14 protein-coding genes, 2 tRNA genes and 2 rRNA genes (1 of these 18 cut by a window edge) are annotated in these 20,971 nt (G+C 67.8%); 10 read left to right on the forward strand and 8 right to left on the reverse strand.

The window, feature by feature from the left end:
- The 4 genes from LG388_RS25105 to LG388_RS25120 all read right to left on the reverse strand — a co-directional run.
- A 23S ribosomal RNA gene (locus LG388_RS25105) occupies positions 1-2,469 on the reverse strand (it extends 402 nt beyond the left edge of the window).
- Positions 2,470-2,777: 308 nt separating this feature from the next.
- A tRNA-Ala gene (locus LG388_RS25110) sits at positions 2,778-2,853 on the reverse strand.
- 27 nt (positions 2,854-2,880) lie between these two features.
- Positions 2,881-2,957 (reverse strand) — tRNA-Ile (locus LG388_RS25115).
- 70 nt (positions 2,958-3,027) lie between these two features.
- A 16S ribosomal RNA gene (locus LG388_RS25120) occupies positions 3,028-4,560 on the reverse strand.
- Together the 16S and 23S rRNA genes with 2 tRNA genes alongside form the textbook arrangement of a ribosomal RNA operon.
- A 567-nt stretch (positions 4,561-5,127) precedes the next feature.
- Between LG388_RS25120 and LG388_RS25125 the strand changes: the two genes are divergently transcribed.
- Positions 5,128-7,038, forward strand: coding sequence for an ATP-binding cassette domain-containing protein (locus tag LG388_RS25125; RefSeq protein WP_225785295.1), 1,911 nt, complete (start codon positions 5,128-5,130; stop codon positions 7,036-7,038).
- Between the two features lie 116 nt (positions 7,039-7,154).
- The gene (locus tag LG388_RS25130) at positions 7,155-8,858 is read left to right on the forward strand and encodes a phospholipase D family protein (protein ID WP_370630244.1); all 1,704 of its coding nucleotides are present in this window, start codon (positions 7,155-7,157) and stop codon (positions 8,856-8,858) included.
- 70 nt (positions 8,859-8,928) lie between these two features.
- Here the strand turns inward: LG388_RS25130 and LG388_RS25135 are convergent, their stop codons facing one another.
- From LG388_RS25135 to LG388_RS25145, 3 genes are read right to left on the reverse strand one after another with little or no spacing between them, the layout of a single operon-like run.
- Positions 8,929-9,894, reverse strand: coding sequence for a tripartite tricarboxylate transporter substrate binding protein (locus LG388_RS25135; RefSeq protein WP_225785296.1), 966 nt, complete (start codon positions 9,892-9,894; stop codon positions 8,929-8,931).
- 50 nt (positions 9,895-9,944) lie between these two features.
- Positions 9,945-10,307 (reverse strand): hypothetical protein, encoded by a 363-nt coding sequence (locus LG388_RS25140; RefSeq protein ID WP_225785297.1) that lies wholly within the window; start codon positions 10,305-10,307, stop codon positions 9,945-9,947.
- Entirely contained in the window at positions 10,304-11,692 is a 1,389-nt protein-coding gene (locus LG388_RS25145) for an acyclic terpene utilization AtuA family protein (protein WP_225785298.1), read from the reverse strand. Before LG388_RS25145 ends, LG388_RS25140 begins: the two co-directional genes overlap by 4 nt.
- Before the next feature lie 100 nt (positions 11,693-11,792).
- On the opposite strand from LG388_RS25145, the gene LG388_RS25150 reads away from it, so the two are divergent.
- The 3 genes from LG388_RS25150 (at position 11,793) to LG388_RS25160 (ending at position 15,140) form a co-directional block, all read left to right on the forward strand.
- Positions 11,793-12,710: a LysR family transcriptional regulator gene (locus LG388_RS25150; protein WP_225785299.1), complete on the forward strand. Its 918-nt coding sequence runs from the start codon at positions 11,793-11,795 to the stop codon at positions 12,708-12,710.
- 92 nt (positions 12,711-12,802) lie between these two features.
- A complete protein-coding gene (locus tag LG388_RS25155) occupies positions 12,803-14,086 on the forward strand; it encodes a serine hydrolase (protein ID WP_225785300.1) in 1,284 nt (427 codons plus the stop codon).
- Positions 13,989-15,140 carry a serine hydrolase gene (locus LG388_RS25160; protein WP_225785301.1) on the forward strand — a complete coding sequence of 384 codons (1,152 nt, stop codon included), beginning with the start codon at positions 13,989-13,991 and terminating at the stop codon, positions 15,138-15,140. The genes LG388_RS25155 and LG388_RS25160 overlap by 98 nt, the downstream gene beginning before the upstream one ends.
- Here the strand turns inward: LG388_RS25160 and LG388_RS25165 are convergent.
- A complete protein-coding gene (locus tag LG388_RS25165) occupies positions 15,132-16,631 on the reverse strand; it encodes a PLP-dependent aminotransferase family protein (RefSeq protein WP_225785302.1) in 1,500 nt (499 codons plus the stop codon). The genes LG388_RS25160 and LG388_RS25165 overlap by 9 nt on opposite strands.
- Positions 16,632-16,739: 108 nt before the next feature.
- On the opposite strand from LG388_RS25165, the gene LG388_RS25170 reads away from it, so the two are divergent.
- The 5 genes from LG388_RS25170 to LG388_RS25190 all read left to right on the forward strand — a co-directional run bounded on the left by LG388_RS25170 (position 16,740) and on the right by LG388_RS25190 (position 20,931).
- Positions 16,740-17,339: a LysE family translocator gene (locus LG388_RS25170; RefSeq protein ID WP_225785303.1), complete on the forward strand. Its 600-nt coding sequence runs from the start codon at positions 16,740-16,742 to the stop codon at positions 17,337-17,339.
- Between the two features lie 80 nt (positions 17,340-17,419).
- Complete coding sequence (locus tag LG388_RS25175; protein ID WP_225785326.1) at positions 17,420-18,385, forward strand: DMT family transporter; 966 nt, start codon at positions 17,420-17,422, stop codon at positions 18,383-18,385.
- Positions 18,382-19,593: a PLP-dependent aminotransferase family protein gene (locus LG388_RS25180; protein ID WP_225785304.1), complete on the forward strand. Its 1,212-nt coding sequence runs from the start codon at positions 18,382-18,384 to the stop codon at positions 19,591-19,593. The genes LG388_RS25175 and LG388_RS25180 overlap by 4 nt, the downstream gene beginning before the upstream one ends.
- A gap of 32 nt (positions 19,594-19,625) precedes the next feature.
- A complete protein-coding gene (locus tag LG388_RS25185) occupies positions 19,626-20,282 on the forward strand; it encodes a DJ-1/PfpI family protein (RefSeq protein WP_225785305.1) in 657 nt (218 codons plus the stop codon).
- A gap of 10 nt (positions 20,283-20,292) precedes the next feature.
- Entirely contained in the window at positions 20,293-20,931 is a 639-nt protein-coding gene (locus LG388_RS25190; protein WP_225785306.1) for a LysE family translocator, read from the forward strand.
- Positions 20,932-20,971: the final 40 nt, after the last annotated feature.

Raw genomic sequence — 20,971 nt, forward strand, 5'->3', positions numbered from 1 at the left:
GAGGTGCCAAACACCGCCGTCGATATGAACTCTTGGGCGGTATCAGCCTGTTATCCCCAGAGTACCTTTTATCCGTTGAGCGATGGCCCTTCCATACAGAACCACCGGATCACTATGTCCTGCTTTCGCATCTGCTCGACTTGTCAGTCTCGCAGTTAAGCACGCTTATGCCATTGCACTATCGTCACGATGTCCGACCGTAACTAGCGTACCTTCGAACTCCTCCGTTACGCTTTGGGAGGAGACCGCCCCAGTCAAACTGCCTACCATGCACTGTCCCCAACCCGGATAACGGGTCTAGGTTAGAACCTCAAACACACCAGGGTGGTATTTCAACGTTGGCTCCACCAAAGCTAGCGCTCTGGCTTCAAAGCCTCCCACCTATCCTACACAGATCTGTTCAAAGTCCAATACAAAGCTACAGTAAAGGTTCATGGGGTCTTTCCGTCTTTCCGCGGGGAGATTGCATCATCACAAACATTTCAACTTCGCTGAGTCTCAGGAGGAGACAGTGTGGCCATCGTTACGCCATTCGTGCAGGTCGGAACTTACCCGACAAGGAATTTCGCTACCTTAGGACCGTTATAGTTACGGCCGCCGTTTACTGGGACTTCAATCAAGAGCTTGCACCCCATCATTTAATCTTCCAGCACCGGGCAGGCGTCACACCCTATACGTCCACTTTCGTGTTTGCAGAGTGCTGTGTTTTTAATAAACAGTCGCAGCCACCGATTTTTTGCAACCCGTTCATGCTCCGTTGCTCACTTCACACTACTAGGGCACACCTTCTCCCGAAGTTACGGTGTCAATTTGCCGAGTTCCTTCTCCTGAGTTCTCTCAAGCGCCTTAGAATACTCATCTCGCGCACCAGTGTCGGTTTGCGGTACGGTCGTATGCAGCTGAAGCTTAGTGGCTTTTCCTGGAACCTCGTTCACTCACTTCGCGAGCAAGCTCGCTCGATCGCTGGCCTCGGTATATGTGCAGCGGATTTGCCTACTGCACGCCTACATCCAGCTAAACCAGGTAATCCAACACCTGGATGAGCTATTAAGATCCGTCCCCACATCGCACTGCATATCGGTACAGGAATATTGACCTGTTTCCCATCAGCTACGCATCTCTGCCTCGCCTTAGGGGCCGACTCACTCTACGCCGATGAACGTTGCGTAGAAAACCTTGCGCTTACGGCGAGCGGGCTTTTCACCCGCTTTAACGCTACTCATGTCAGCATTCGCACTTCTGATACCTCCAGCAGCCTTTACAAGCCACCTTCACAGGCTTACAGAACGCTCTCCTACCACGTGCAATAAATTGCACATCCGCAGCTTCGGTAACTGGCTTAGCCCCGTTACATCTTCCGCGCAGGACGACTCGATCAGTGAGCTATTACGCTTTCTTTAAATGATGGCTGCTTCTAAGCCAACATCCTGACTGTTTTAGCCTTCCCACTTCGTTTCCCACTTAGCCAATTTTAGGGACCTTAGCTGGCGGTCTGGGTTGTTTCCCTCTTGAGTCCGGACGTTAGCACCCGGTGCTCTGTCTCCCAAGCTGTACTCTTCGGTATTCGGAGTTTGCCTTGGTTTGGTAAGTCGCCATGACCCCCTAGCCAAAACAGTGCTCTACCCCCGAAGGTAATACTTGAGGCACTACCTAAATAGTTTTCGGAGAGAACCAGCTATTTCCAGGTTTGTTTAGCCTTTCACCCCTATCCACAGCTCATCCGCTAGTTTTGCAACACTAGTCGGTTCGGACCTCCAGTACCTGTTACGGCACCTTCATCCTGGCCATGGATAGATCACCTGGTTTCGGGTCTACACCCAGCGACTGAACGCCCTATTCGGACTCGATTTCTCTACGGCTTCCCTATTCGGTTAACCTTGCCACTGAATGTAAGTCGCTGACCCATTATACAAAAGGTACGCCGTCACCCCGAAGGGCTCCGACTTTTTGTAAGCATGCGGTTTCAGGATCTATTTCACTCCCCTCCCGGGGTTCTTTTCGCCTTTCCCTCACGGTACTAGTTCACTATCGGTCGATGATGAGTATTTAGCCTTGGAGGATGGTCCCCCCATATTCAGACAGGATTACACGTGTCCCGCCCTACTTTTCGCTAGCTCAGTACCACACAGATCTTTTCGCATACGGGGCTATCACCCACTATGGCCGGCCTTTCCAGACCGCTTTGCTAAGTTCTGTGCTATCACTAGCAGGCTCTTCCGATTTCGCTCGCCACTACTTTCGGAATCTCGGTTGATGTCTTTTCCTCGAGCTACTGAGATGTTTCAGTTCACCCGGTTCGCCTCGTGCACCTATGTATTCAGTGCACGATACCTTTCGGTGGGTTTCCCCATTCGGAAATCTCCGGATCAAAGCTTATTTGCCAGCTCCCCGAAGCTTATCGCAGGCTATCACGTCCTTCGTCGCCTATCATCGCCAAGGCATCCACCACATGCTCTTATTCACTTGACCCTATAACTTTGACGCCTCTCACGAGAAGCCCAAGTCAATCAAGGAATTGCCAGGTCTTTCACCTGGCGCGTTATGCCGTCTTCAATTTGCCTTGCAGCAAGCTGAAGTTCATTTGACGCAATCAAAAAATGTTGCCGACGGCACGGTGAGCTAAAACCTTTACGAATTCGCTCTTTCCGTCGACAACGCTGATTCGACTCTATGAATTTTTAAAGAACAGCCGATTGATCAACAATGTTGACCAACAACAAAACAGCCTCATTTCCCACAAGGCCGCTTTGGTGTTGATGACACATAATTTCAGGTCTTGGTGGAGGATGACGGGATCGAACCGACGACCCCCTGCTTGCAAAGCAGGTGCTCTCCCAGCTGAGCTAATCCCCCAGGATCTCCACACTGACATTGGAAGTTTGGTGGGTCTAGTTGGGCTCGAACCAACGACCCCCGCCTTATCAAGACGGTGCTCTAACCAGCTGAGCTACAGACCCATGTCGATGACTCGACTTGTCTTCCAACAACCGATAAGTGTGGGCGTTTGATTTGGATTGCGGTTTCCAGAAAGGAGGTGATCCAGCCGCACCTTCCGATACGGCTACCTTGTTACGACTTCACCCCAGTCACGAACCCTGCCGTGGTAATCGCCCTCCTTGCGGTTAGGCTAACTACTTCTGGCAGAACCCGCTCCCATGGTGTGACGGGCGGTGTGTACAAGACCCGGGAACGTATTCACCGTGACATTCTGATCCACGATTACTAGCGATTCCGACTTCACGCAGTCGAGTTGCAGACTGCGATCCGGACTACGACTGGCTTTGTGGGATTAGCTCCCCCTCGCGGGTTGGCAACCCTTTGTACCAGCCATTGTATGACGTGTGTAGCCCCACCTATAAGGGCCATGAGGACTTGACGTCATCCCCACCTTCCTCCGGTTTGTCACCGGCAGTCTCATTAGAGTGCCCAACTGAATGTAGCAACTAATGACAAGGGTTGCGCTCGTTGCGGGACTTAACCCAACATCTCACGACACGAGCTGACGACAGCCATGCAGCACCTGTGTTACGGCTCTCTTTCGAGCACCAAGCCATCTCTGGCAAGTTCCGTACATGTCAAAGGTGGGTAAGGTTTTTCGCGTTGCATCGAATTAAACCACATCATCCACCGCTTGTGCGGGTCCCCGTCAATTCCTTTGAGTTTCAACCTTGCGGCCGTACTCCCCAGGCGGTCAACTTCACGCGTTAGCTTCGTTACTGAGAAAGCAAATTCCCAACAACCAGTTGACATCGTTTAGGGCGTGGACTACCAGGGTATCTAATCCTGTTTGCTCCCCACGCTTTCGTGCATGAGCGTCAGTGCAGGCCCAGGGGATTGCCTTCGCCATCGGTGTTCCTCCGCATATCTACGCATTTCACTGCTACACGCGGAATTCCATCCCCCTCTGCCGCACTCCAGCGATGCAGTCACAGATGCAGTTCCCAGGTTGAGCCCGGGGATTTCACAACTGTCTTACATCACCGCCTGCGCACGCTTTACGCCCAGTAATTCCGATTAACGCTCGCACCCTACGTATTACCGCGGCTGCTGGCACGTAGTTAGCCGGTGCTTATTCTTACGGTACCGTCATGAGCCCCGGGTATTAGCCAGAGCCTTTTCGTTCCGTACAAAAGCAGTTTACAACCCGAAGGCCTTCATCCTGCACGCGGCATTGCTGGATCAGGCTTGCGCCCATTGTCCAAAATTCCCCACTGCTGCCTCCCGTAGGAGTCTGGGCCGTGTCTCAGTCCCAGTGTGGCTGGTCGTCCTCTCAGACCAGCTACAGATCGTCGGCTTGGTGAGCCTTTACCCCACCAACTACCTAATCTGCCATCGGCCGCTCCAGTCGCGCAAGGTCTTGCGATCCCCTGCTTTCATCCGTAGATCGTATGCGGTATTAATCCGGCTTTCGCCGAGCTATCCCCCACGATTGGGCACGTTCCGATGTATTACTCACCCGTTCGCCACTCGTCAGCATCCGAAGACCTGTTACCGTTCGACTTGCATGTGTAAGGCATGCCGCCAGCGTTCAATCTGAGCCAGGATCAAACTCTACAGTTCGATCTTGAAGTTTTTGCCTCTTTCGAGGCCACTCATAAAAACGGAATTGAAGTGAACTTCACTTCTATTCTCATGAGCGTTTGAGAAGCCTTGCGGCTTCAGTTCCGAAGAACTTGGCAATCCGCCCTCAAACGCCCACGCTTATCGGCTGTATGTTTTTAAGGATCCGCAAACAATCTCTTGTTCGCAAAGCTCGCCGCGATCAGCGAAGCCCTCTATTATGACATGATTTTCAAAAGCTACGCAACTTTTTCTTGCGTCTCTTTCAAGCTACCGCCTCTGCAGCGCGTGACTGCGGGGCGGCGTCATTTGTCGAGCCCGCTAGTATAGGCGGGCGATTGCCCCACGCAAGAGGTCTGCGGAAAAATTTTCGCTACCGGGGGGATGACCGTCAGCGGTCGAGCCTGCGCGCCGGTCGACCGAGCGAACGCCACTGCGGCCGCCGCCGGGCTCTACGCACACGAAGACCCGCGCTGGCGTGCATCGCGCGTCAGCATGCGCCGCCAGCAGGCGGTTACCGCGCCAATGCTTCCTGCGCGCCCCACACGCCTTTCGATAATCCCTCCTATGGCTTTGCTCACTCTTCTCAATGCCCAGCTCGCCTTCGGCCACGTCGCGCTGCTGGACCACGCGGATTTCTCGCTCCAGGAGGCCGAGCGCGTCGGGCTGATCGGCCGCAACGGTGCGGGCAAGTCGTCCCTGCTCAAGATTCTGGGTGGGCTGGAGTCGCCCGACGACGGCCAGCTGCAGATGCAAACCGGTCTGCGCATCGCCTACGTGCATCAGGAGCCCCTGCTGGAATCCGACGCCACGGTGTTCGACGCCGTCAGTGCCGGGCTGGCACCGGTGATCGCCTTGCGCGCCCGCTATCTGGCGCACGACCCCGCCGATGACCTCGATGCCCTGCAGACGCAGATCGAAGCCCTGGGCGGCTGGACCTGGGAGCAGCGCGTGGACGAGACGCTGCAGCGCCTGCACCTGCGCTCCGACGCCCGCGTGGGCACGCTCTCGGGCGGGATGCGCAAGCGCGTGGCCCTGGCGCAGGCGCTGGTCAGCACGCCCGACGTCCTGCTGCTGGACGAGCCCACCAACCATCTGGATCTGGATTCCATCGAGTGGCTGGAGCAGTTGCTGCTCGACTTCAAGGGCAGCGTGGTCACCATCACCCATGACCGCGCCTTCCTGGATCGCGTCGCCACGCGCATCGTCGAGTTGGACCGCGGCCAGTTGCGCTCCTATCCCGGCAATTTCGCACAGTACCAAGTACAGAAGGCGGAACAGCTCGCGCAGGAAAGCGTGATCCATGCCAAGGCCGACAAGCTGCTCGCGCAGGAAGAAGTCTGGATCCGCAAGGGCGTGGAAGCGCGCCGCACGCGCAGCCAGAGCCGCATCGGCCGCCTGGAGGCGCTGCGGCAGAAGCGCCAGACCCGGCGCGAGGCGCTGGGCCGCGTCTCGATGGACGTGGCCTCCGGCTTGCCCAGCGGCAAGATCGTGGCCGAACTGCAGCACGTGTCCAAGCACTACGGGGATCGTTGCATCGTGCGCGACTTCACCGCCACCGTGCTGCGCGGCGACAAGGTGGGCCTGATCGGCCCCAACGGCGCGGGCAAGACCACGCTGCTCAAACTGATCCTCGGCGAGCTCGCGGCCGACAGCGGCCAGGTGCGCCAGGGCGCGAACCTGCAGGTGGCCTACTTCGACCAGATGCGCGAAGCGCTGCAGCTGGACGCCACGCTGGAGGACTTCATCAGCCCCGGCAGCGAATGGATCGAAATTGGCCAGCAGCGCAAGCACGTCAAGAGCTATCTGTCGGATTTCCTCTTCTCGCCCGCGCGCTCGCGCTCGCCCGTGCGCTCGCTCAGCGGCGGCGAGCGCAACCGCCTGCTGCTCGCACGCCTGTTCGCACGCCCGGCCAACGTGCTGGTGCTGGACGAGCCGACCAACGACCTGGACATCGACACGCTGGAGCTGCTCGAAGAACTGCTGCAGGACTACGACGGCACGGTCTTCCTGGTGAGCCACGACCGCACCTTCCTCGACAACGTCGTCACCAGCACCATCGCCTATGAAGGCGAGGGCCGCTGGCGCGAGTACGAAGGCGGGGTGCAGGACTGGCTCACACAGTCGCGCCGCGCGCGCGACATCGCCGCTGCGGCACAGAAGGCCGCCGCGCCGGCAGCTGCCGCACCGGCGCCGGCCAGCGCGCCGGCCCCGGCAGCCAGAACGGACAGCCCCGCCGCAGCGCCCGCCGCCCGCCGCAAGCTCAGCTACAAGGAGCAGCGCGAGCTTGACGCGCTGCCCGCGCAGATCGAGGCATTGGAGGCCGAACAGCGCAGCATCGATGCCAGCCTCTCGGCCAACGGAGGCGCGCTGTACGGCACCGACCCGGCGCGTGCCGCCGCCTTGGCCACGCGGCATGCCGAGATCGAAGAGGCCCTGCTCGCGGCGCTGGAGCGCTGGGAAGCCCTGGGCGCCTGATCCCCCGGGGCCGCCGCTTCGGCGCACGGCCGTCACCGGCGCGCCGCGGCGTCCCACATCGCGGCGCGCGGCATGCGGGTATACATGCGGCATCCTCCGATCCGATGGACGTCCCGATGCGCCCACCTCTCCGTCAGCCGGCCCCTGCGATGCCGCGCATGTTCGCGGCCCTGGCCTGCGCGTTGTTCATGACCGCCTGCGCCGGCCTGCCGCAGGACGTGCCGCGCCCCGAATCCCATGCGCTCGCCGCCACGCAGCGAACGGCGCTGCACACGCTGGTGGACCAGCGGCGCCAGCAGGCCGGCGCCCAGGCCGCGTCCGGCTTCGCGCTGCTCGACGGCCCCCAGGCGGCCTACGGCAGCCGGCTGGCGCTGGTCGAAGCCGCGCAGAAGACACTGGACCTGCAGTACTACGCCGTGCATGCCGACGCCAGCAGCGCCCGCCTCCTGCGTGCCGTGCGTGACGCCGCCGGCCGCGGCGTGCGCGTGCGCATCCTGCTCGACGACTTCCACAGCGTGGGGCGCAATGCGCTGGTGCTGCAGCTGGCCTACGTGCCCAACATCGAGATGCGCCTGTTCAACCCCTTGGCGGGCGGGCGGCAGAGCACCGTGCGCCGCGTGCTGAACTCCCTGGGCGATGCGAAGCGCATCCAGCAGCGCATGCACAACAAGCTGTTCATCGCCGACAACATCCTGGGCATCACGGGCGGGCGCAACCTGGGCGATGCCTACTTCGGCCTCGGCGACGCGGGCAACTTCGTGGACCTGGACGTGCTGGCCGCCGGGCCCGTCGTGCGCGAGATGTCCAAGAGCTTCGACAGCTACTGGAACAACGAACGCGCCTACCCCGCGCCTGCGCTGGTCACGCCCGAGGAGCTGGCCGCCCTTCGCAGGAGCGAGCGCGAAGGCGCGGGCGCGGCGCACGCCGAGGGAGCCCCGCGGCCGCCCGACGGCGAACCGCGCCCCGCGTCCGGTGGGGACGCCCGGCAGCGCGCGCAACGCGTGGCGCTGGCCTGGGACCAGAAGGCCATGGATCTGCAGACGCTGCCGTTCGTGTGGGCGCCCTCGGCCCTGCTGGCCGATGCGCCCGGCAAGATCCCGGCCGACGCGGGCGCCGCGGCCGGCCCCACGCCGGAGCGACCGACGCCCGCGCACGGCGAGCTGCCCGAAGGCGAAACGGTGGTCGACGGCCTGCTGCACCTCATCGCGCAGGCGCGGCGCGACCTGCTCATCATCTCGCCCTACTTCGTGCCGGGCGACGACATGAAGAAAGCCTTTGCCGATGCACGCCAGCGCGGCGTGCGCATCCGCGTGCTGACCAATTCGCTGGCCTCCAACGACGCGCCCATCGCGCACGTGGGCTACGCGCGCCACCGCATGGATCTGCTGGACGCCGGCGTCGAGCTGTATGAGATGCGCAGCGAGCAGGCCAGCGTGGGCAGCGCGCTGGGCAGCGCCGGCGGCTCCGGCGCGGGGGCGGCCGGCGCGTCGCGCGCCATGCTGCACTCCAAGGTGCTGGTGCGCGACGACCGCCTGCTGGTGGTGGGCTCCATGAACCTGGACCTGCGCTCGCAGTTGCAGAACACCGAGATCGCGCTGCTCATCCGCAGCCGCGAACTGTCGCGCCAGGCCACCGAGCTGATCGAGCGCAGCCTGCGCGAAGGCGCCTGGCGCGTGGAGCGCGACAAGAACGGCCGCCTCGTGTGGCGCGCCCCCGCCGGCAGCGGCCTTCAGGACGCGCGCCGCGAGCCCGACAGCAGCCTGGGGCTGCGCCTGCTGCTGCGCGTGATCGGCCCGCTCGCGCCCGACGAGATGCTGTGACCGCGGCGGCGATGAACCGTGGCCCGGCCCGGCTCAGGCGCCGCGCCCAGGCCCGCCGCGCCGGACCGGCTCACTCCGGCTGGATGCCTGCGGCCTTCACGATGCGGCCCCACTTCTGCGATTCGGCGGCCTGGAACTTCGCCAGTTCGTCCGGCGTGGTCGTGAACACCTCGGTGCCGGTGGGTTCATAGAAGGCGGCCTTCGCCGAGGCCGCGCGCGCCGCGTTCGCCAGCAGCTCATTGAGCCGCTGCACCACGGCCGGCGGCGTGCCGGCCGGCGCATAGGCGGCGAACCAGAAGCCCATTTCGTAGCCCTTCACGCCGGCCTCGTCGATGGTCGGCACCTCGGGCACCAGCGGCGAGCGCTTGGCGCTGGACATGCCCAGCGCGCGCAGCTTGCCGGCCTTGACCTGCGGCAGGCCGGTGGCCGTGTCGGTGATCATCATGTGGATCTGGCCGCCCAGCAGGTCGGTCACGGCCAGCGTGTTGCTCTTGTAGGGCACGTGCAGCAGCTGGATGCCGGCCATCTGCTGCAGCAGCTCGCCCGCCATGCGGCTGGACGAGCTGCCGCTGCCGAAGCTGTACTTGCCCGGCGCCTTCTTGGCCAGCGCGACGAACTCGGCCACCGACTTGGCCGGGAAGTCCGGCTGCACGACCATGATCTGCCCGCCCTTGCCCAGGCCCGTGATGGGCGCGAAGTCCTTCACCGGGTCGTAGGGCAGCTTCTTGAACAGGTGCTCGTTGGCCGCATGCGTGGTGTTGGTCGTGATCAGCACCGTGTAGCCATCGGCCGCCGCCTTGGCCACCTGCTGCGAGGCGATGAAGCCGCTCGCGCCCGCCTTGTTGTCGATCACCACCGGCTGCTTCGCTTCGGCCGTCACCGCCGTGCCCAGGGCGCGCGCGATCTGGTCGGTGGCCGTGCCCGCGGCAAAGGGCACGACGAAGGTGATGGGCTTGCTCGGGAAGTTCTGCGCCAGCGCGGGAGCGAGGGCGACCGCCGCGGCGGCGGCCAGCAGCAAGGGCTTGAGCAGTTTCATGGGTCCGGTCTCCGTTGTGGGTGTGATGATGAAAAGAAAGGGGGGCCGCCTCAGGGGCCGCCGGCCAGGTGCGCCCGCAGCGCAGGCGGCACGCGCACCGGCATGTCCAGCAGCCAGAAGGACAGCGCCTTGCCGTGCGCGTCCAGGTTCAGCGCATCGTTCACGCCGCCGTCCAGCACGTCGTCGAGCACGAAGTTCAGCGCCCGCAGCTTCGGCAACGCGAAGCGCTGCACGCGCGTGGGCTGGCGGTGCGCGAAATGCGCGGCCACGGCCTCGGGCGTCAATTGCTCCAGCAGCAGGGGCCACAGCGCGGGGTGCCAGGCGATCACGCTGATGTTCGAGCGGTTGCCCTTGTCGCCCGTGCGCCCATGCGCCAGGCGGTACAGCGGCACCAGCAGGTCCTGCGGGTTCATGCCGGGCCCTCCACCATCTCGAAGCGCACCGGCACGGCCTCGCGCGGCAGCAGGCACGACAGCGTGTTGAGCCGCGGCGTGAGGGCCGTGCGCACGCCGCCGCCGCCCGCCGGGCCGCAGGTGTAGAGCGCCATCACCTCGCGCGGCAGGCGCTGGGCCTGCGCGTGCTCGGCATGGGCCGCGGCCACGCGCAGCCGCACGTCGCGTGCGCCGCCCTCGGGCCGGGTGGCCAGCGCACGGCCCGCGTCGTCGCCCAGGACGCTGACGGCGCCGATCAGGTCCACGCGCAGCGCCAGCCCGGGCAGGCGCGCGCGCAGCACGTCGGCCGCCAGCCGCGCCCGCGCCTCGGCACGCGGCCCGGCATAGGAAATCTCGCCCTCGGCCAGCCAGCCGCCCTCGTGGCAAACGTTGACCTTGTAGTCGGCGGGCCGCGCATGGCCGCGCACGCCGCGCAGCGCCACGCGGTCAGGGCCCAGCCCGATCACCTCGGCCTCGCCGATGTCGGCCACCACATCGGGCGTGAGGTAGGCGGCGGGGTCGTGCACTTCGTAGAGCAGCTGCTCCTTCACCGTGGCGGCGCTCACCTGGCCGCCCGTGCCGGCCGCCTTGCCGATCACGCAGTCGCCCTCGGCATCGATTTCGGCGATGGGGAAGCCCACCTGGGCCAGGCCCTGCACGTCCTTGAAGCCGGGGTCGGCGAAGTAGCCGCCGCACACCTGCGCACCGCATTCCAGCAGGTGGCCGGCCATGGTGGCGCGCCCCAGGCGCGTCCAGTCGTCGGGCGCCCAGCCGTAGTGCGCCATGGCGGGCCCCACCGTCAGCGAAGGATCGGCCACCCGGCCGCACACCACGATCTGCGCCCCGGCCCGCAGCGCAGCAGCAATGGGCTCGGCGCCGATGTACGCGTTCGCGCTGACCACCGACAGGCCGTCCAGCGCAGCGCCCAGGCGCTCGCGCAGCAGGGCGCGCTGCGCGGGCTGGTCCAGGCCGTCGCCTTCGACCACCGCCACGCGCGGCACGTCCAGGCCCAGCTCGCGCGCCATGCGGGCAATGTGGCGCGCTGCGGCGCGCGGATGCGCGGCGCCGAAGTTGCTCACGATGCCGATGCCGTGCTGCAGGCAGCGCGCCAGCACGGGTCGCAAGAGCTCGTCGAGCAGCGGCTCATAGCCCGCCTCGGGGTCGGCACGGCGGCGCAGCTGGGCCAGCGCCAGCGTGCGCTCGGCCAGGGTCTCGAAGATCAGGAAGGCGCGCAGCCCTTCCGGGGCGCCGGGCGCCGCGAGCCGTGCGACCAGCGTGTCCACCACGGGGCCGGCCGCATCGGTGCGGTCACCCGAGAAGCCCGCGGCGCAGCCCACGAGCAGCGTGGAAAGGGAAGGTTCGGCCATGTCTCTTGAGGAGGGAGAGGCGCACTGTAGGCAGTGCCGCCTCATCCGTAAAATCGAAAGTTCGGATGGATTCATCCAACCTTCGGATCAATACGCATCGATGGCCCTGCCCGACCTGTCCAGCCGCCAGCTGCGCGCCTTCCTCGCGCTGGCGGAACTGCGCAACTTCACGCGCGCGGCGCAAGCCTGCCACCTGTCGCAGCCGGCCTTCAGCGCGCTGATCCGCACGCTGGAGGCGTCGCTGGACGTGCGCCTGTTCGACCGCAGCACGCGCAGCGTGCAGCTGACGCCCGAAGGCCGGCGCTTCGAACCCGCGGCGCGGCAGCTGATGCAGGACCTGCGGCTGGCCCTGGGCGACCTGGCCGACCATGCGCAGCGCCGGCGCGGGCGCGTGCACGTGGCCGCCCTGCCTTCGCTGGCGGCGGGCTGGCTGCCGCAGCTCTTCGCCGACTTCCGCGCGCGCTGGCCGGGCGTGGAACTGGCGCTGAGCGACCTGCTGTCCGACCCCTGCCTGGACCTGGTGCGCAACGGCCAGGCCGACTTCGCGCTGGCGGCCGGGGGCGCGCGCCCGGCCGACGCAGGCGAGCTGCGCGCGCGGCTGCTCGTGACCGACCGCTTCCACCTCGTGTGCCGCGCCGACCATCCGCTGGCGCAGGCGCCGCGCCTGACGCTGCGCAAGCTCGCGCCCTGGCCCTTCATCCACATGCGGCGCCACAGCAGCGTGCGCCAGACGCTGGAGGCCGCCCTGCATCCGCTGGCCATGAACACGGTGCTGGAGGTGGAACAGCTGGCCACCGTGACCGGCATGGTGGAGGCCGGCCTGGGCATCAGCGTGGTGCCCGCGCTCACGCTCTACCAGTTCCAGCGCCGCACGCTGGTCACGCGGCCGCTGCCCCTGCCGGCCGGCAGCAGCCGCCGCATCTACCTGGTGCAGCGGCGCGAGGGCAGTCTGTCGGCCGCTGCGCAGGCCTTGCACGACCTGGTCATCGAACGCTTTGCGGGCCGGCCCGGCGCCTGAGCTCGCACGCCGGGCTGGCGCGGGCCCCGGCGACAGGTGAACGGCATCTCGGCCTGCTTGGATGGCGGCGCGCTTGCGCAAGCATGTCGGGCGTGCCTGATGTCGTCACGCGCCTGGCTGCGCCCTCCTTTCGTCCGCCCGCGACGCGGCTGCGACCTGCGGCGTCCGCCCTGGTGTCGCGCCTGCTGGCTGCGGGACCTGCAGCCGCCGCGCGGCGGCGGTCCCTCGGCTGGCTGCTGGGCCTGGCCCTGGGGGCTGGCGCCGGCGCCCAGGACGCGCCCTGGCGCGCGCCGTTGCTGGCCGACCTGAAGCAGGTCTCGGCCCTCGAAGCCGAAGCCCACGGCCTGCAGCTGGGCGTGCATGTGCGCGACCTGGGCAGCGGCGCCAGCGCCAACTGGGGCGGCAAGCGCAGCTGGTACTTGGCGTCCCTGGTCAAGGTGCCCATCGCCATTGCCGTGCTGCAGGCCGTGGACGACCAGCGCATCACCCTCGACACGACCCTGGCGGTGCGCGCCGACGACTACGTGGACGGCGCCGGGCGCACCAACCATGCGGGCGTCGGCACGCCGCTGAGCGTGCGCTTCCTGCTCGAGCAGATGATCATCCACAGCGACAACACGGCCAGCGACATGCTCATCGGCCTGGTGGGCCTGGACGCCGTGAATGCGCTGGTGCAGCGCCAGGTGCCGCAGGGCATCGCGCGCATCACGCGGCTGGCCGAGGTGCGACGGCAGGTCTATGGCCGCCTCACGCCCGAGGCCGGCCACCTGGCCGGCGCCGCGTTGCTGCGCATCCACCGTGAACGCGGGGACGCCGCGCGCCTGCAGCGCGTGGCGCAGATCACCGGCGTGCCGGTGGCGCGGTTCCGCCAGCGCTCGCTCGAACAGGCCTGGCAGGACTACTACGCCGGCGGCCTCAACAGCGGCCGGCTCGACGCCTACGGCGACCTGCTGGTGCAGCTGGTCGAGGGCAGGCTGCTGTCGGCGCGCAGCACCACCTACCTGCGCGGCCTGATGGAGCGCGTGGCCACCGGCCCGAACCGGCTCCGGGCCGGCCTGCCGCGCGGCGTGCGCCTGGCCCACAAGACCGGCACGCAGCGCGAGCGCACCTGCGACGGCGGCGTTGCGCGCGTGCCCACCACCGGCACCTCGCCCGCGCGCGAGGTGCTGATCGTCGCCTGCGTGTCCGGCCCCGGCCCGCGCGCCCAGGCCGAACGGGCCATCGCCCAGGCGGCGGCGGCCGTGTGCCGCGCCGGCCTTCTCGCCCATGGAGACCCCCATGCCCCTGCCTGCCTCGCCCCGCCCATGGCCGTGGCCCGCCCTGCGGGCGATGCCGCTGGCGCTGCTGCTTCTGCTGAACCTGCCGACACCGAGTGAGGCGCAGCCCGCGCCCCCGCGCGCCCATGCGCCCGCCGACTGGCGCGCCCAGCTGCGCACCCGGATCGAACGCCTGGACGCGCAGACGCCCGGCGCGCTGGGGGTGTACGTCAAGCGCCTGGACAATGGCGAGTCTTTCGGCCATGGCGCCGACCGGCGCTGGTACCTGGGCTCGATGACCAAGATCCCGATCGCGGTCGCCGTGCTGCAGCAGGTGGACGCCGGCCAGCTGCGGCTGGACGCGAACGTGGCCCTGCAAGAAAGCGACCGCATCGACGTGGGCAAGATCGTCTGGGACAAGGCCGGCACCCGCTACCGCGTGGACGACCTGCTGCGCCGCATGCTGCGCGACAGCGACAACACGGCCGCGAACATGCTGATCCGCACGATCGGCGGCGAAGGGCCGCTCAACGAGCGCGCGGCCGCCGCCATCGGCCAGGGCCGGATGGGCGCGCTGACGGATTTCGCGCGCGTGCGGCGCGACGTGTATGCCGAACTGCATCCCGGCGCGCGGCGCCTCACCAATGCGCAGCTGGTGCAGATCGCCGGCGCGCCCATCGGCCCGCAGCGGGTGGCGGCCCTGCAGCGCGCGCTGGGCGTGCCCGCCTCGGCGATGCGCCTGCGCGACTTCGGCGAGGCCTATGCGCGCTACTACCGGCACGAGAACAACAGCGCCACGCTCGAAGGCTACGGTGCGCTGCTGGAGAAGCTCGCGCGCGGCGAGCTGCTCAAGCCCGAGAGCCAGGCGCGCATCCACGACGGGCTGAAGCTGGGCATCTACACCAACCACCGGCTGCAGGCCGGCCTGCCGCGCAGCGAGCCCTTCATCCACAAGACCGGCACGCAGCACCTGCGCGCCTGCCATGCCGGCGTGATCCGGCCGCAGGACCAGGGCGCGCGCGGCATCGTGGTGGTGGCCTGCACGGCCGACCTGGATGAGCAGAAGGCCGCCGGCCCGGTGCTGCAGCGCGTGGGCCAGGCCGTCACGCAGGCGCTGCTGCAAGCGCCTGCTGCAAGCACCGGCGGCGACGCTCGCACCGCGCGCTCAGAGTGAGTCGCGCACGCGCGCCAGCACCTTCCAGAACGCGGCTTCCTGCGTGGTCGCGAAATTGATGCGCATCAGCGTGGTGGGCTGGCGCCGCGCGTGGAACAGCGAGCCCGGCGCGAGCAGGTAGCCCTCGTCCAGCATGCGCTGCGTGAGCGCATCGGTGTCCACGCCCGTGTCCAGCCAGCCGAACAGGCCCGCGGGCTCGGCGGCCAGCGTGCAGCCATGCGCCAGTGCCAGCTTCACGGCGCGCGCGCGGGCGCCGTCCAGCCGCACGCGCACGCGCTCCACATGCCGGCGCAGCTGGCCCTGGTCGATGCACCAGGCCAGCGCCCGCTCCAGCAGGGCCGGCGTGGTCAGGGTGGCCAGCAGCTTGGTTTCCTGCAGGCGCTCCAGCAATGCCGGGGCCGCGGTCATGAAGCCGATGCGCCAGTTGGGCGCCAGCACCTTGGCGAAGCCGCTGACGTAGATGGTGCGCGAGAGCCCGTCGAGCACCGACAGGCGCGTGGCATGCGCGGGCGCGAGGTGGCTGTAGGTGTCGTCCTCGACGATGTGGAAGTCGTGCTGCTGCGCCAGCTGCAGCACGCGGTGCGCGGCCGCCGGCGTGAGGCTGTAGCCCGTGGGGTTGTGCAGCACGCTCACGCTGACGAAGAGCTTGGGCGCATGCACCTCGCAATAGCGCTGCATCACCGCCAGGTCCGGCCCGTCGGCGCGGCGCGGCACGGGCAGCACGCGCATGCCCAGCGCCTCCAGCCGCGCGAACTCCACCGCCCAGCCGGGCTCCTCCACCATCACCGGGTCGCCCGCGCGCAGCAGCGTGCGGCTCACGATGTCCAGCGCATGGGTGGCGCCCACGGTGCTCACGATCTGCTCGGGCCCCACTTCGAGCTGGATGCCCGCGAGCTTGTGCGCCAGGCTGCGGCGCAGGCCGGCGTCGCCGGCCGGGTCGCCGTACTGCAGCGAAAACTCCTGCAGCGCCGCGGTGGTCGTCACGCGGCGCACGGCGGCCGGCATGAAGGTGCTTTCCAGCCAGTCGGGCGGCAGCACGCCCATGCCGGGCTGCGGCTTGTCGCTGCGGCGGTGGAACATGCCGCGGATCAGCGTGCTGGCGTCGGCCGGCTTGGCCGCCAGCACCGTGGTCACGGGCGAAGTGGGCGGGGCCGTGCGCAGCCCTGCCGCCGCACCTTCGCCGGGCTCGCGCAGGCCGGGCACAGCGCGCGGTGCCACGCCGGCGTGGCCGCGCAGTGCGGGCGATGATTCCTGGCGCACGAAAAAGCCCCGCTGGCGGCGCGCCTCCACCAGGCCCAGCGCGAGCAACTGGTCATAGGCGGCTACCACGGTGTGCGGGCTCACGCCCTGCTGGCGCGCGCATTCGCGCACCGAAGGCAGGCGGGCGCCGGGCGCCAGCAGGCGGGTGCGGATGCGCTCGGCAAAACGCTCGGCCAGCTGCTCGGTCAGCGTCTGGCTGGCGGTGCGGGTCAGGGGTGAAGCGGTGGCCACGCGGCGTTTTCCCTCATCCTGTGCTGGTGTCGTTACCGATACAGTTGATGTTCATTGTGCGCGCAACTGTACTGGCTGTGTAATGGTCCAAAGTTTAGAGTTCCCTTCATGAACTGGCAAGAATTCACCGCGCTGCTGGTGCTGGCCACGGCGATGAGCTTCTCGCCAGGGCCCAACACCACCTTGTCCACGGCGCTGGCCGCGAACGGCGGCCTGCGCGCGGCCATGCGCTTCGTGGTGGCGGTGCCGGTGGGCTGGAGCCTGCTGCTGCTGCTCACGGCCGCCGGGCTGGGCGCGCTGATCCACGCGGCGCCGGCATTGCGCCTGGCCGTCAAGGCGCTGGGCATCGCCTATTTGCTGTGGCTGGCCCTCAAGCTGTCCAGGAGCGGCCAGATGAGCCGCACCGACGCCGCACCGCTGCGCGTGGGTTTCTGGCAGGGCGTGGCGCTGCAGTTCGTCAACATCAAGGCTTGGCTGCTGGCGCTCACGCTGGTGGCGGGCTGGGTGGCCGGGCAGGCGCAGCCGGCCCTGCGCACCGCGGTGCTGCTGGGCGTGATGCTGTTCTTCGCCTTCAGCAGCAACTTCGCCTATGCGGCCGTGGGCGCGCTGCTGCGCGCCTGGCTGGCCCAGGGCCGGCGCCTGTTGTGGTTCAACCGCTTCATGGCCGCCGTGCTGGTGCTGACCGCGGCCTGGATGGTGAAGGCATGAACGACACGGCACCGCAGCCCGGCGCCTCGCGCGCGCCCCCCGTGCACGCGACGGCGCCCGCCGGCCATGAGGCGCTGGGCATGTGGCTCGGCGTGCTGGGCGTGGCCTTCTTCGCCATCACGCTGCCGATGACGCGGCTGGCCACGGGCACGGCCGACGCGCCGCAGCTCTCGCCCTGGTTCGTGACGCTGGGCCGCGCCGCCCTGGCCGGCGCGCTGTCGATCGCCTTCCTGGTGCTCACGCGTTCGCCGCGCCCGCAGCCGCACCAGTGGAAGCCGCTGGGCATGGCGGTGCTGGGCAACGTGATCGGCTACCCGCTGCTGCTGGCCTATGCGCTGCGCGTGGTCACGGCCAGCCATGCCGCCGTCATCACCGCGCTGCTGCCGCTGGTCTCGGCCATGGCCGCGGCCTGGGTGCTGCAGCAGCGCGCGCGGCCGGCCTTCTGGGTCTGCGCCGTGGTGGGCAGCCTGCTGGTGGTGGCCTTTTCCATGCTGCGCGCCTGGCAGGCCAGCGGCCATTTCGCGCTCGAATGGGCCGACCTGCTGCTGGTGGGCGCGGTGATCGCGGCCTCCTTCGGCTACATCTACGGCGCGCAGGTCACGCCGGCACTGGGCGCCGAGCGCGTGATCTGCTGGGTCTGCGTGCTGGCGCTGCCGCTCACGCTGCCGGCCACGGTGCTGCTGTGGCCGCAGCAGCCGGTCGCGCCCTCGGCCTGGGCGGGTTTCGTCTACGTGGGCGTGTTCTCGATGTGGGTGGGTTTCTTCGCCTGGTACCGCGGCCTGGCGCTGGGCGGCGCGCTGCGCGTGAGCCAGGCGCAGCTGATGCAGCCCTTCCTGTCGATCCTCTTCGCCGTGCCGCTGCTGGGCGAATCGCTCGACGTCGTGACGCTGGGCTTCGCCGCCGCCGTGGTGGCCACGGTGGTGCTCAGCAAGAAACTTTCCCAATCCCCACCGCCGGCGGCCGGCCCACGCGCGCCCGCCGCCGCCTCACCCGCAGAAATCCGCAGCGGCTGCGGACAAACCGCCTCTCAGAAGGACTCCCCATGACCTGGACTCTGGCCGCACGCGCCGAAAAGATGAACCCCTCCGCGATCCGCGAAATCCTCAAGGTGACGGAGCGCCCCAATGTGATCAGCCTGGCGGGCGGCCTGCCCTCGCCCAAGACCTTCCCGGTCACGGAGTTCGCCGCCGCCTGCGCCGAGGTGCTGGCCACCGACGGCCAGGGCGCGCTGCAGTACGCCGCCAGCGAAGGCTATGCGCCGCTGCGCCGGGCCGTGGCCGACATGCTGCCCTGGGACGTGAGCCCCGAGCAGGTGCTGATCACCACCGGCTCGCAGCAGGGCCTGGACCTGATCGCCAAGGTGCTGATCGACCCCGGCAGCAAGGTGCTGGTGGAAACGCCCACCTACCTGGGCGCGCTGCAGGCCTTCAGCCCGATGGAGCCTCGTGCGGTGAGCGTGGCCAGCGACACCGAAGGCGTGCTGGCGGATGACCTGGCCGAGAAAGCCAAGGACGCCCGCTTCATCTACCTGCTGCCCAACTTCCAGAACCCCACGGGCCGCACCATGAGCGAGGCGCGCCGCGCCGCCGTGTCGGCCGCCGCCCAGGCCGCGGGCCTGCCCATCATCGAAGACAACCCCTATGGCGAGCTGTGGTTCGACCAGGCCCCGCCGCTGCCGCTGACGGCGCGCAACCCCGAGGGCTGCATCTACCTGGGCTCCTTCTCGAAGGTGCTGGCACCGGGCCTGCGCCTGGGCTTCCTGGTGGCGCCCAAGGCGCTGTACCCCAAGCTGCTGCAGGCCAAGCAGGCGGTGGACCTGCACACGCCCATCTTCACGCAGCGCATGGTGGCCACGGTGATGCAGGGCGGCTTCCTGGACCAGCACGTGCCCAAGATCCGCGCGCTCTACAAGGCCCAGCGCGACGCCATGGTGAGCGCGCTGCAGCGCGAGATGAAGGGCCTGGACGTTGAATTCAACGTTCCCCAGGGCGGCATGTTCCTGTGGCTGCGCATGCCCGAGGGGATCGACGCCACGGCGCTGCTCGCGCAGGCCGTGGAGCGCAACGTGGCCTTCGTGCCCGGCGCGCCCTTCTACGCGGGCGAGCCCGATGCGCGCACGCTGCGCCTGTCCTTCGTGACGGCCAGCGAGGCGCAGATCGCCACCGCCATCGCCGCGCTGGCCGAAACCGTGCGCGAGGCGCTGGCCCAGCGCACGGCGGCCCGGGTGCACCAGCAACTGGCCGCGGCCGCCTGAGCGGCGGCCCGCCCCTTCGCCACAGGCTCGCCATGCACACCGCCATCCTCACTTTCGACGGCTTCAACGAGCTCGATTCGCTGATCGCCTTCGGCGTGCTGAACCGCATCCGCCGGCCGGGCTGGCGCGTGACGCTGGCCGCGCCCACGGCGCGCGTCACGTCGATGAATGGCGTCACGCTGGAGGCGACGGCCTCGCTGGAAGAAGCGGCGCAGGCCGATGCCGTGCTGGTGGGCAGCGGCATCCGCACGCGCGAGATCGTGGCCGACGCCGCGCTGATGGCCCGGCTGCGCCTGGACCCGGCGCGCCAGCGCATCGGCGCGCAGTGCTCCGGCACGCTGGTGCTCGCGCGCCTGGGCCTGCTGGGCGACGTGCCGGCCTGCACCGACCTGACGACCCGCCCCTGGGTGCAGGAAGCCGGCGTGCGCGTGCTCGACCGGCCCTTCTTCGCCGCCGGCAACCTGGCCACGGCGGGCGGCTGCCTGGCCTCGCCCTACCTGGCGGCCTCGCTGATCGCGGGCAGCGAAGGCGTGGCGGCGGCCCGGTCGGCGCTGCACTACGTGGCGCCCGTGGGCGAGAAGGACGATTACGTGGCCCGCGCGATGGCGGCGATCACGCCGTACCTCGGCACGACGCCCTCCCTTGCCACGGGCGCGGCCCCGGCCCCCGCGCCGGCGACTGCCGGCTGAGGACGCCGCCATGATCGCCTGGACCACCCTCGGCCTGTTCCTGCTCGCCGCGCTGGCGCTGCTGGCCTCGCCGGGGCCGAACATGGCTTTCGTGCTGGCGCAGGGTGCGACGCACGGGCCGCGCAGCGCCTGGGCGGGCGCCGTGGGCATCGCGCTGGCCGATTTCGTGCTCGCGCTGGCGGCCGCCAGCGGCGTGGCGGCGCTGGTCGCGGCCTGGGCGCCGGCCTTCGACCTGCTGCGCGCGGCGGGCGCGGCCTACCTCGTGTGGCTGGGCGTGCAAGCGCTGCGCGCGGGCGCCGCGAGCGCGCAGGCGCCGGGCGCCGCGTCGACGGGCGCCTGGCGCATCGCGCGCATGGGCTTCTTCCAGACGCTGACGAACCCTAAGGCGCTGCTGTTCTTCATCGTCTTCCTGCCGCAGTTCGTGCAGCCGGCGCAGGGCTCGGTGAGCGCACAGATGGTGCAGCTGGGGGCCGTGATGGCGCTGCTCTCGCTGGCCTTCAACACCACGCTGGGCAGCGCGGCAGCCTGGGTCGCGCAGCGCGTGGCCGGCCGGTCGCGCGGCCGGCGCCTGTGCCAGCAGCTGCTGGCCGGCGTGATGTTCTCCCTGGCCTTGCGCCTGCTCGCGACGGCCCGGCCTGCGGTGCCATGAACCGCTGCAGGCCGCCTGAATCCCTCGATCCACGAAAGAT

The organism is Xenophilus sp. Marseille-Q4582 (assembly GCF_916700565.1).
In the GTDB taxonomy this organism is placed as follows: domain Bacteria; phylum Pseudomonadota; class Gammaproteobacteria; order Burkholderiales; family Burkholderiaceae_C; genus Xenophilus.